The following is a 12,346-nucleotide window of genomic DNA, read 5'->3' as shown; positions in this document are numbered from 1 at the left end:
CATGAAGCAGGAAGGTTAGAGTATTCTGAGCCGTGGTAAACTAAGGGTTCAAAAAGGGGGAGCTTTGCATGAAAGCATTTGTCGTGGAACAGTATGGAAAAGACGCTACACTAACAGAAAAAGACGTCACACTCGATCAAACGGGGAACTATGATTTGAAGATTAAAGTGAAGGGCACGAGCTTGAATCCACTGGACACAAAAATGTTTTTTGGTCATGTGGCGGCAGCTCCGTCAACTGGAATTCTCCAGGGAGATGTTACGGGGACAATCATTGAAATCGGAGAGAGTGTGACGTCTTTTTCCGTCGGCGATCACGTCATCGCGTTTGGTGGTGGACTCGGAAACCGGTCCGGTGCACTGGCAGATGAGATGTTAGTTCCGGAACAGATGGCGGTACACAGACCAGAAAATCTTGATATTGCGACGGCAGGGTGTCTGCCGGTCATCAGTCTGACGGCGATGGAAGCACTGAAGGAACGGGCAAACGTTCAGCCGGCCATGCGATTGTATGTAGCTGGTGGAACAGGTGGTGTCGGACATCTTGTCGGACAACTCGCCAAACACTATGGGTGTGACGTGACGGCAAGTGCGGCAAATGATGAAAAAGCAACGTGGCTGGACGAACATGGCATTCGTCCACACCGTTACCGGGACGAATCAGCCGAACAACTTTTAAAACGTCTTGGTCATGACGGATTTGATGTCATCATCGATACGGTCGGAGGAGATCATTTGCAAGAGTCCTTCATCCTCGCAAAAGAACGCGGAAAAATCATCTCTATCGCAACCCGGACGACACAAGATTTGACGCCGATGCACAGCAAGGCACTAACGCTCGAAGCCGTGTTTGTTGCTCTTCCATTACTGAAAGGGAAAGAGGAAGAGATGTTACGTCAAAAAAAGCATTTGGCAGAAGTCGCGCAACTCGTAGCAGACGGAGTCATCGAACTCGTGATCGAAGAGCACGTGCCTCGTCAGGTCGATGCATTAAATGCTGCCTATCAAGCTTTTGATCGACAGTCGCATTTTGGAAAAGTAAGTATCACTACGTGAGTAGTTATTTTTCCTAAGAGTAATGATTCGCTATTCAGTATACTTTTCCTTTTAATCCCAAAAAAAAATCTGCTGATGGTTTTTTCATCAGCAGAATCGTTGGATTATTGATTATTTACGGCGGACTAAAACCGATTTTAACGCGACTTCTTTTAAAGAAGGGTGTTCCGGAAAATCAGGTAACGACGTACTTTCCCAAATGATTTCGTACGTTTGGCGAAGCTTTTTGAAGGCTTGGTCGACCATCTTCATAAACCGAACTTGATCAAATAGCGGACAATCCGTCGTCACGAGCAACAAGCCGCCACGATGGGTCATATGAATCGTCTGTTGAATCAATGCCGTCAAATCGACTTCGGCCCGGAAATGACGTGCCTGTGTTTTGACGAGCGCCGGTGGATGAACGATGACAAAGTCAAACCGTGTTTTTTTGTCCGCTTGATCAATGTAATCAAACGCATCTTGGACAAGAATCGTTTGTGTCGCCGAATCCAGTTGATGCAGCTCCAGTTGTTCGATCGTCTTATTGCGGCTCCGGGTCGAGAAATCGACGCTTGTCGTCTCAACTGCACCACCAATTAATGCAGCTGCCGTTAACGTACCGGTATCAGAAAAGAGATTCAAGACACGTCGGTCTGCGGCATGTTCCTTAACGATAGAACGAAGTTCGCGTTGCTGGATATCGAGTCCGGTGCGCATACCGGCATCTAGATGATACAGCAACGGTAGTCCGTTTTCTTGCAGGACTTCCGGGAAATCACCGCGTTCGCCGGCTAGGAAGTCATCCCCTTTAACGGGTTGACCATCGATCTGGAACGTTCGTTTTTCGTAAATGCTCTTAAAATGAATGAGTGACTCGAGCGCCGAGACGATGTCTGACTTAAACGAATAGATGCCTTCATTCTCGAATGTAATCAAGTAATGGTGATCAAAACAATCAATCGTCAGTCCACCGATGCCATCACCGGAGCCATTAAAGACACGGAATGTATCGATTAAATCGTTCTCAAAAAAAGCATTTCGACGATCGAGGGCAACCTCGATTTTTTCTTTGAAGAAAAGATCATCGATGTCTTGCAGTTCATCAGTGGAGAGTAACCAACCGAGTCCTTTTTCCTGCTTGCCAAAATAACCGGTCGCAAGGTATTCTTTATCTTCTGTAATCAATCGAAGCAACGCGCCTGCTTCTTTTAAATGATTACTCTTTTGGAACAGCTCTTTATATAGAAGCGGTTGTCCATTTTTAATTTGTTCGATGGCCGTCGCTTTGACGACGACCGGATAGATTTCACGTGGCACATAAGTTCCTCATTTCGTATTGTGGATAAGTTCAGTTATTATACCACAGGGGAAGTTATCCACATGTGGATAATTTGGATTAAAAGAAGATCAAGCAAAATATCTTATATTTTGTGGATAACTTTAAGAGAAAGATAAAAAACTCACTTCTTCTTCATGCGCTTTCCTCAGGCGAGACACAAGCCAGAGCTCCCGATTCGAATGAATCGAGAGCCGGGTCTTGTTTGTCTCTGACAGCGCAGATCCCTGCGCTTTTTCCTGTAGGAGTCGCATGAAATGAGTGAGTTTTTTTCACGAATAAGAACGTTGTTGGATTTACGTTACTTGCTTAGCAGATGCATAATGAAAATAAATTCGTCAAAGAAAGGATGAGCGTAATGTTCAAAAAAACAATTTCTGTTGTAGGTGCAGTAGTTATTAATTCAAAAGATGAAGTCCTGTGTGCTCTTCGCAGCCCTGTCATGTCGTTACCGAACCTTTGGGAGTTTCCGGGTGGAAAAATTGAACCGGGTGAACGTCCTGAAGAATCACTTTTCCGCGAAATTCAGGAAGAATTAAATTGTACCATTCAAGTGGACGCGCACATCGAAACGACACGATACGAATACGAAAAAGTGATTGTCGAGTTATCGACTTTTCAATCAACGATTGTATCAGGTGCACCTGAAGCACTGGAACATGCCGAATTACGATGGGTACCCGTCAAACAGTTGGATTCTTTAAACTGGGCGCCGGCTGATGTGCCAGCTGTTGAAAAAATTATGAAAGCTTTTTCCACGAAATAAATTCTTCGCTAGTTAAAGGCTCTTTTAAAGTCCACTCTACATTAATCGGTTTAGATCCGTGGCTGCTCCTATGAAGTAGTTCACCAAAATACGTAAAGGGCAGGGAGCGACCTTGTTCCTTTTCAGCTTTTCGGATAAAGAGATGAACTTTGATTCCGCGCGCTTCATGATGGCGGTAAAGTTCACCGGATTTCCCGTTCGCTGTAGTGATACTTTGAGACTGCCAGTGGAAATAATTTTTATCGATAAAGTAGTCTTGGTAATTCAACTGTTCTTCAATCGATTCGTTTTTGTGTAAATTAACGAATAATACATAATCATTTCCAGCTTGAGCAACACCTTCACGCCATGAACCTTCCTGGCTTGGAGATTGTAATAATCGCTGGATGACAGCCCGGCTGTAGGTCATTCTCGAAATCAGCGATTGAGTGCTAGTCAACCAGGTTTCCCCTCCAGAAAGTTGTTCAAATGAGTGGAGGCCTGCTTGAATCAGCTCCTGCAAATAGTCGACTAACTCTGGTGACAATGCTAAAATCCGGTTCATCTCTTCCGAGAATGTATATTCACCAGCGGCAGATTCAACGAGCAAAATAATCCGATCATGTTTTAAAGAAGTAGACCAGCGATTGAATAAATGCTGAATCAAAGACAAACGATGTGTTAAGTCTTCTTGTGAAACTGCAAAGCGGGTTGCTGTCGCTTGAATGACATCATCAGCGGAAATAGTTTGCTGGTTGAACAGCAATTGAACCATCAATAAGCTGAACGGTTCACGGATCGGGAACCAACTTTCGAGATGTTGAAGCACACGTCGTGTGTCCGGATTAAGCAACAGAGCCACTTCTTCATCGGTTGCTACTTTTTCCAGTTGTTTTAATCGCAGGACACTTTTCCACTGTTGAATAATGGTTTCAATGGCCGGAGCATCCGGATGCGTGACCAAATCATTTAATGATGGTGTGTCGCCGATCATAGTCATAAGACGCTGGTAACTTTCACGCAACTGTTTACTGGCTGAGAACTCAATTTTTTTCATTTGTTCAATGATAAATGTTTCTGTCACACGGTCTAAAATCGCTAAAGATCCTTCAGGCAAGATCGGAAAATGATTTTGAACAGCATTCGCTACGTGATATCGGTCAATTGAATGGAAAGATTGCTGACCGGATAATACAAGTGGTGCTACAAAAGCTCGTTGACTATTGCCGATGAAATCTAAAATTGTGACGTATTCTTTGGATTCATGTTTTCGCAAACCGCGACCGAGTTGTTGAATAAAGATGGTTGGAGATTCTGTTGGACGTAAAAACAGCATGACATTAATTTTGGGAATATCGACACCTTCATTAAAAAGATCGACTGTAAAGATAAACGATAGCGGATCCTGATCATCTTCCAGCCGTTGAATGGCGTGTTCCCGTTCTGCTTCCGTTTGTTTACTCGTGATGGCCAGTGACTCGATCTGGTGCTTGTTAAACTCAGCAGCCATGTATTCGGCATGATCAATATTGACACAAAAACCGAGTCCGACCCGAGCCGTACCGCTGTGACCAAATTTAGTCATCATCTCGAGGATATAGTCCGTCCGGGAAGAACGTTCGAGTGCTTCCACTAAATCTTTTTCAATGTATAATCCATTTTTTTGCGGAATGACTTCGTAATCAATGGCTTCATCATCTTGAATACCAAAGTAATGGAACGGTGTTAACAAGTCTTGGGCCAGAGCATCATATAATCGAATTTCGTATGCAATATTGTGCTCCACTAACTTAAAGATATTTAATCCGTCCATTCGTTCCGGTGTTGCCGTAATTCCGAGTAAAAATTGCGGTGTAAAGTAGTTGAGGATTTTTTGGTAAGACTCGGAAGCAGCATGGTGAAACTCATCGATGATGATGTAATCAAAAGTGTTTGGATCGAATTGCTCCAGATGAATTTCTTTTGAAAACGTTTGGATTGTCGCAAAGATAAATTGTTTATCAAGATCTTTTTGATTTGCTTGATAACGACCAAAAGTAGCATCGCCACCTGTGAAAATCTTTTTGAATGTTTCTTCCGCTTGAGATAACAGTTTTCCACGATGGGCAACGAACAGAACACGTTTGGCATCAAATTGTTTCACATCAAAGGCAGCCAGGTATGTTTTTCCTGTGCCGGTCGCTGCAATGACCATGGCTTTAGTTTGTTGCTTTAATCGTAAACGGTGTAATTGTTCCAAAGCCGGAAGCTGCATTTCATTTGGTTGAATCACTTCGTATTCAACAGAGGGTTCTGCGACTCGATCATTCACAACAAACTGTTTGATCTTCGGAGAGTCTAAATGATGTTGTTCATATTGATCTAAAATAGCTGAGGTGCAGGAAATCGCTTCTTCACTGTTCCAGAGATTATTAAATAATGTTTGTGCTTGAGAAACTAAAGAGGTGAGAGGAGAATGGGGAATTCGAACATTCCATTCTAATCCATTTGTTAAAGCAGACTTTGATAAATTAGATGAACCGATAATCGCACTGTGTAAATCAGTTTCCCGTGTAAATAAATACGCTTTTGGATGGAAGGCTTGATTTTTTTTGATCGGTTCATAAATTTTAATCTCGATATTTTTAAATTGCATCAGGGTGCGTAATGCCTTAGCTTCTGTAATGTTCATATAAAATGAAGTCAAAATACGAATTGGCTTATTGATACGCTCTGCTTCTTGAAGAGAAGGGATCAAAGCTTGAATTCCAGAATGTCGTGTAAAACTGACCATCCAATCCGCTGATTGAGCTGTCGCTAATTCATCAATTAAATGATGCAACAGTTTTTCCTGATTTTCTTGACCCGGTGCAATTAAGTCCCATGCTCTTAATGATTTTTCATATTGTACGGGTGTAGTAGTAGAGGATGTTAGTTCACGATGTAAGGGTGCAACTAAAAGCGGCTCATCTAATGCAGAGAGCCAACGGTTTGTGGTTTCAATCATTTCTCCGGTTAGTTGATTTTGTTGAAGTTCAACAATCGATTTATAGAAAAGCTCGTTTAAATGTGTCAGTAATTCGGCGGTATAATCTGCCGGTTGAATCGGCGAGCTTTTTCTGGATGATAGAGATTCGGTATTTTGACTGCGTAACTTTTCCTGAAACGATGACATCTGATGACCTCCAATAAATTCCAAACTAAGTTCAGTATACGAAGGAACTGAAAATTGTGCAGCAAGAATCTAATCAAAAATAAAAGACCTCATTTCAATAAAGAAATGAAGTCGTACTGTATAAGCATACATCGAAAAGAATCCTCAGCCTTCCAACTCCACAACCGCCTCTAACGAAACCTTCACATTACCCGCCAGTGCACGTGTAATCATACACGATCCTTCTGCTTTTTCAGCCAGGCGGCGTGCTTTTGTCAGGTTCGCTTCTGTTGTGTCCGCCGGAAGAATCAAGGTCGGTCGATGAATGATGGCGTCATAGGTGAAGACCCCATTCGTGACGTCGACGATTCCTTCCGATTCCATCGTCAGGGACACTTTCGGAATGTTGTTGCGTTCAAGCATCGCGGCCAGCGTGATGATGTAACACGTTGCTGCCGCACCGAGTAACATTTCGTCCGGATTGGTTCCGACACCGGGACCGTCCATCGCGTCCGGAATCGAAATTTTCGTTTTCAGTTCACCTGTCTCGATCTGTCCGACATCATTCCGATTGCCGGGCCAGTCGGCTGTGAGATGAAAATGGTGTTTCATGAATAATCGCCTCCTTCTTCATTCATCATACGAGTCATCTGTCCGATTTTCGCTTAATTTGCTCAAATAAAACCACGCCAAGTCAAAATGGCGTGGTTTTGTTGGATCAGCTAAAGATGTGATCGATCTGGCGGATTTCCTCTTCCGTCAATTCTACATCAAGTGTTCGGATTGTATCCGTGACTTGATCAGCTCGTTTCGCACCTGGAATGATGGCATCAATGCCGTCTTGTGCCAGATACCAGGCGAGGACGATATGGGCCACTTCGGCATCTTTCGCTTCCGCGATCGGACGCAATAAGTCGACTTTCGCCAAATTGTCTTTAAATACATCCTCTTGGAACAACGGATCATTTTTCCGAAGGTCATCAAATTTCGTTTCGGCATCGTATTTTCCGGCAAGCAGACCGGCTGCGAGCGGGAAGTAAGGGACAAACGAAATGCCGTGTTCCCGGATGTACGGCAGAATCTCTTTTTCGGCATCGCGCTTAAAGAGGTTGTATTCCCCTTGATAGACATCGATATGACCGTCTTTGTTCGCTTCTTTTAATTGTTCGAGTGAGAAGTTCGAGACCCCAATCGCTCGGATTTTTCCTTCGGCTTTCACCTCGGCAAGTGCTGCGACCGCTTCGTCTTTTGGCGTCTGCTCGTCCGGGAAATGAATATAATAGAGATCGATATAGTCTGTTCGTAGACGTTTTAAGCTGTCCTCGACCGATTGTTTCAAAAATTCAGGTGAGTTGTTCATGACAACATCCCCGTCAACCAGTTGATGCGCCCCTTTTGTCGCGAGAATGACCTCTTCACGCTCAACCGTTTCACTCCACACTTCTCCGACCAGTTCTTCCGAACGTTCCGGACCATAAATGTAGGCGGTATCCAAGAAGTTAATACCGTTCATCAAAGCGACGCGGACAAGATCCCGACCTGCCTGTTCATCGAGATTCGGATAAAGGTTGTGTCCTCCGACCGCATTCGTTCCAAGACCGATTGGATTGACGGTAAGATTAGATTTTCCAAGAGTGACTGATTTGTTCATGACTTTTTCCTCCTTAAACGATATCGAGTGGTTCTTTTTTAGTTGGTGCCGGGAATGCTTCATCGAGTGCTGTATATTCTTCGTCGGTCAACTCGACGAGCGCCGATTTCCCGTTTTCTTCCACGTGTTGTACCTGTCCGGCTTTCGGGATTGCGATGACGTCACCGCTGCGAATCGCCCAGGCAAGTAGAATTTGTGCCGGTTTGACGCCATGTTCTTCCGCAAGACGTTCGACAGTCGGATGATCAAGCAATTGGTCCCGTAAGCTGCCGCCTTCTGCGAGTGGGCAATAGGCCATCACCGGAATCCCGTGTTGTTTTAAGAGCGGCATCAACTCATACTCGATACCACGCGAACCAAGATGATACAGCACTTGGTTGACAGCACATTGATCGCCGTTACGAAGTGATAAAAGTTCGTTCATGTCAGAGACGTCAAAGTTTGAGACACCCCAACGACGTATTTTACCTTCTGCCTTTAATTGCTCGAGACCGTCGACTGTTTCCTGCAACGGAATGCTGCCGCGCCAGTGCAATAGATAAAGATCCAAATAATCAGTACCGAGATTTTCAAGTGTCTGCTCACACGCTGTGCGTAACTTTTCACCACCGGCATTATGCGGGTAGACTTTCGAGACGAGGAACACTTCGTCGCGCCGCTCTTTGAGCACCTCACGAATCAGTTGTTCGGATGCCCCTTCCCCGTACATTTCCGCGGTATCGATCAGCTCCATCCCGCTGTCGAGACCGACAGACAAGGCTTCGATTTCAGCCTGGCGTTTACTTTGATCTTCCCCCATACGCCATGTCCCTTGACCCAGTGCGCGTACGTGAGTCTGATCCGGAAGCGTGACTGTTTTTTGTTTAAGTGCCGCAAGTATGACGGTCCGTTCTGTCTCATTCATTTTTCTTCCTCCTTTTAAAAAATACAATAGTAGGGTTTACCACTGATGGAGCAGAAAAAAACGTCTGCCTTCCGATTGTCGGAAAGCAAACGTGTCTACCAGTGTTCAAATAAGGGGCCTTCTTTTCCATAAACGGGATCTGTTTGCGGACGTTCAACTCTTGAAATCCGTTCCAGATTATCCGGCCGTTCACACGGATCACCCGTCAACGTATCATAGTCTTGACCGTTTGGGTATGCACCAACGACTTTGAACTGCCGGCTTGTATGCAGTGCTTTATGTCCCGTACCGGCAGGAAGGACGACGACATCACCGGCCGTCAAGGTGAAGGTCTTTCCGAGCGGTCCACCGAGTTGGATACTGGCATGTCCCTCGAGAATACCGATGACCTCATGGGCAACGCTGTGATAATGGTGGAAATCAAAAATACCGTCGACCCAGCTGTTCTGCCAATTGTGCGAATGAAAGGTGTCTTCAATGGAAGAAGGATCGTCAAAGACGTGGCGATAAATAAGTACAGGGAATTCTGGATTATTTGGGATTTCGCCATCATCCTCGAAATAAAAAGTCTCGACGTTCATAGATGAACTCCTCTCTGTTGTAAAAATGATACATTTTTTTACCCGAAATATAACTTCCTTAATCGTACAAGCATCTTAATGGAGAATCGAAAGGGAAGGTGCTACGATACTTGCGTTAATGAAATTTTAGAGGAGGCTTTCCAATGATCGCCATTGAAGCAAAATTAGAAGTACAACCTGCAAAACGCCAAGAATTTTTAGAAGCTACTAAAACATTGATTGAAGGATCACGTCTGGAAGCAGGCAATATCAGTTATGATCTCTTTCAAAGCATCGAAGACGAAAATGTCTTCATGATGATCGAGAAATGGGAAGATCAAGCAGCGATCGAGTCGCACAACACAAGTGCTCATTTCGGTCAGTTCGTAGCATTTGCTCAAACAGCGCTTGCGAAACCGTTAGATGTTCAATCTTTTAACGCATAAGTAGAGAAATTCGTAAAACCTGACAACTGTCAGGTTTTTTTGTGGTTTCTAAAAAGAAAAACCAGTGAATAATATATTACAAAAAAATTAAATGACGAAATACGCTGTTATTTTTTCCATAAATAGGGCATTATCTCTTAAGAGAGTCAAAATTTAAAAGTAGGTCAGGGGGCAAACGGATGAACGAACAGAAACCACAGGCAAATGCTTCGGAGCGCTCCTTCTTCAAGATGCCTCACACGTACGCGATTATCATGGGGATTTTACTGATTGCAGTCATCTTGACGTATACATTACCGGCAGGACAGTTCGATCGGGAAAAACAGGACGGACAAACCGTTGTCATTGACGGTACCTATCGTGCGGTCGAGTCGGCTCCGGTCAACTTATTTGGTTTATTTGAAGCAATCCCGAAAGGAATGGAGGCAGGCGCTGCCATCATCTTTTACATCTTCTTGGTCGGTGGCGTCTTCGGGATCATCCGCCAGACAGGGGCGATCGAATCCGGCATCAATCAATTGATCAACCGTTTTGGTCAAAAGGGACACATCATGATTCCAATGACGATGTTCGTCTTTTCAGTCGCGGGCGCAACGATTGGGATGGCAGAAGAAACCATCATCTTCGTTCCGATCGGCATCATGTTGGCACGTGCACTTGGATACGATGCGATGACCGGTGCCGCCATCGTCAGTCTCGGAGCAGCAGTCGGCTTTGCCGGCGGAATGTTGAACCCGTTTACGGTCGGTGTCGCGCAATCGATTGCCGAAGTGCCGCTGTTTAGCGGACTGGGTTACCGGACAGCAGTTTATCTTGTTTTTTTAGTCGTCACGATTCTATACGTGATGAATTATGCGCAAAAAGTAAAAAAAGATCCAACAAAGAGTCTTGTACATGATCTGGAACAACATCGGAAAGAAGAGACGACGACAACCTTTTCACGGTTCTCGAAAAAACATCTGTTTGTTCTAGTCGTATTGATCGGCGGCATTACGCTGAACGTCATCGGGATCTTCGAATGGGGTTGGTATTTGACGGAACTGACGGCGTCATTCCTCATCATTGGTCTCCTTGCCGGGATTGTGACGATGGGCGTCAACCGGACGTTTGAGAGTTTAATTGATGGTGCGAAAGCGGTCACATTTGGTGCCTTGATTGTTGGATTCGCCCGAGCGATCGTCGTTATTCTAGAAGATGGTCGTGTCATCGATACGGTCATCTACGGTTTATCGAACGCCGTCGGCCAGTTACCGACATCACTTGCTGTCATCGGGATGTATATCGTCCAACTGATTACGAACTTCTTTATTCCATCAGGAAGTGGACAAGCGGCGACGACGATGCCAATCATGGCGCCACTCGCTGACTTGCTCGGGATTGAGCGTCAAGTCGCCGTGCTAGCCTTTCAGTACGGAGATGGATTGACGAATATGATTTTTCCGACGAGTGCCCATTTGATGGCATTCTTAGCGATTGCCGGCATTCCTTATGAAAAATGGTTACGGTTCGTTTGGAAATTGTTTGCGATTTGGATTTCGCTCGCCTGTGGTGCTCTTCTGCTCGCCGTTGTATTGGGGATTCAATGAAGCTTTACCTTCCGTTCGAAAGGGACGGAAGGTTTTTCGTGTGCAGGAAACGGGAATCCCTACGACGAACGGATAGTTATGACAATCAAGGGGGATTTTAGAACATGACATATTCAATCGTTGGGTATTGTGAAAAGGAACAAGCTTGGGGTGTAGCGGTTCAATCTAAATTTTTAGCGGTCGGCAGTGCGGTTCCATTTGCGAAAGCGGGTGTCGGTGCGATTGCGACACAATCCTTTGCGAATACAGCTTATGGACCAGACGGACTGCGGATGATTACGGAAGGCAAGTCGGCGGATGAAGTCTTGAAACGTCTGACGGAAGCGGACGAAGGGCGAGCGGATCGTCAGGTCGGAATCGTGGATGCCTCTGGTAAAAGTGCGACGTTCACAGGTGAAGGGTGCAACGATTGGGCGGGCGGCATCGCCGGGAAACACTTCGCTGCGCAAGGAAACATTTTAGTTGACGGCAACACAGTCAAGGAAATGGCCCGTGTGTTCGAGACGACAGAGGGACCGCTCGCAGAACGATTATTACGCGCACTCGCAGCCGGTCAAGCAGCGGGAGGAGATTCACGGGGGATGCAGTCAGCCGCCTTGTTGGTCGTCAAAGAAGGTGGCGGATACGGTGGATTCAATGACCGGTACATCGATCTGCGTGTCGACGATCATACGAGTCCGATTCAGGAACTGGAACGGATCTATCAACTGCATACTCTGTATCTACAGCCAAGTAAACCGGAAGAAATCAAACCGATCGACGATGCGCTGGAGTCAGAAGTGATGGATAAGTTACTGGAGCTCGGATACCGCGGCTCGTTCGACGAAGCATTCCGGACGTATCTGCATACCGAAAACTTCGAGATGCGGGAACAAAAAGACCGTTCCCTTGATACCCGGGTCTTAGCATACCTTCGGGCCCAATAATAGAAATAAGGCTGATTCGACA

At 45.3% G+C, this 12,346-nt stretch carries 11 protein-coding genes; 5 read left to right on the top strand and 6 right to left on the bottom strand.

Features of this window, described 5'->3' with window-relative positions:
- The first annotated feature begins 68 nt into the window (after window positions 1–68).
- Complete coding sequence (locus BLD48_RS05150) at window positions 69–1,055, top strand: zinc-binding dehydrogenase (RefSeq protein WP_071499232.1); 987 nt, start codon at window positions 69–71, stop codon at window positions 1,053–1,055.
- Between the two features lie 111 nt (window positions 1,056–1,166).
- On the opposite strand, the gene BLD48_RS05145 is transcribed toward BLD48_RS05150, so the two are convergent.
- The gene (locus BLD48_RS05145; RefSeq protein WP_071499231.1) at window positions 1,167–2,354 is read right to left on the bottom strand and encodes a class I SAM-dependent rRNA methyltransferase; all 1,188 of its coding nucleotides are present in this window, start codon (window positions 2,352–2,354) and stop codon (window positions 1,167–1,169) included.
- 335 nt (window positions 2,355–2,689) lie between these two features.
- On the opposite strand from BLD48_RS05145, the gene BLD48_RS05140 reads away from it, so the two are divergent.
- Window positions 2,690–3,139, top strand: coding sequence for a (deoxy)nucleoside triphosphate pyrophosphohydrolase (locus BLD48_RS05140; RefSeq protein WP_236629945.1), 450 nt, complete (start codon window positions 2,690–2,692; stop codon window positions 3,137–3,139).
- Here BLD48_RS05140 and BLD48_RS05135 read toward each other — a convergent pair.
- From BLD48_RS05135 to BLD48_RS05115, 5 genes are all read right to left on the bottom strand, one after another.
- Entirely contained in the window at window positions 3,114–6,272 is a 3,159-nt protein-coding gene (locus tag BLD48_RS05135) for a DUF3427 domain-containing protein (protein ID WP_071499229.1), read from the bottom strand. The genes BLD48_RS05140 and BLD48_RS05135 overlap by 26 nt on opposite strands.
- A gap of 144 nt (window positions 6,273–6,416) precedes the next feature.
- Entirely contained in the window at window positions 6,417–6,863 is a 447-nt protein-coding gene (locus tag BLD48_RS05130) for an OsmC family protein (protein WP_071499228.1), read from the bottom strand.
- Between the two features lie 106 nt (window positions 6,864–6,969).
- Window positions 6,970–7,902, bottom strand: a complete 933-nt coding sequence (locus tag BLD48_RS05125) for an aldo/keto reductase (RefSeq protein ID WP_071499227.1) — start codon at window positions 7,900–7,902, stop codon at window positions 6,970–6,972.
- Between the two features lie 13 nt (window positions 7,903–7,915).
- Window positions 7,916–8,806 (bottom strand): aldo/keto reductase, encoded by an 891-nt coding sequence (locus BLD48_RS05120; RefSeq protein ID WP_071499226.1) that lies wholly within the window; start codon window positions 8,804–8,806, stop codon window positions 7,916–7,918.
- Between the two features lie 95 nt (window positions 8,807–8,901).
- Window positions 8,902–9,387, bottom strand: coding sequence for a cupin domain-containing protein (locus tag BLD48_RS05115; protein ID WP_071499225.1), 486 nt, complete (start codon window positions 9,385–9,387; stop codon window positions 8,902–8,904).
- Between the two features lie 143 nt (window positions 9,388–9,530).
- On the opposite strand from BLD48_RS05115, the gene BLD48_RS05110 reads away from it, so the two are divergent.
- The 3 genes from BLD48_RS05110 (at window position 9,531) to BLD48_RS05100 (ending at window position 12,324) form a co-directional block, all read left to right on the top strand.
- Window positions 9,531–9,812, top strand: coding sequence for a putative quinol monooxygenase (locus BLD48_RS05110; protein WP_071499224.1), 282 nt, complete (start codon window positions 9,531–9,533; stop codon window positions 9,810–9,812).
- Between the two features lie 179 nt (window positions 9,813–9,991).
- Window positions 9,992–11,398, top strand: coding sequence for a YfcC family protein (locus tag BLD48_RS05105; RefSeq protein ID WP_071499223.1), 1,407 nt, complete (start codon window positions 9,992–9,994; stop codon window positions 11,396–11,398).
- 104 nt (window positions 11,399–11,502) lie between these two features.
- Window positions 11,503–12,324, top strand: a complete 822-nt coding sequence (locus BLD48_RS05100; protein ID WP_071499222.1) for a DUF1028 domain-containing protein — start codon at window positions 11,503–11,505, stop codon at window positions 12,322–12,324.
- Window positions 12,325–12,346: the final 22 nt, after the last annotated feature.

This window comes from Exiguobacterium sp. KRL4 (assembly GCF_001870785.1).
GTDB lineage: Bacteria > Bacillota > Bacilli > Exiguobacteriales > Exiguobacteriaceae > Exiguobacterium_A.
The sequence above is the reverse complement of the archived record's forward strand: the minus strand, read 5'-3'. Positions and strand labels throughout refer to the sequence as shown.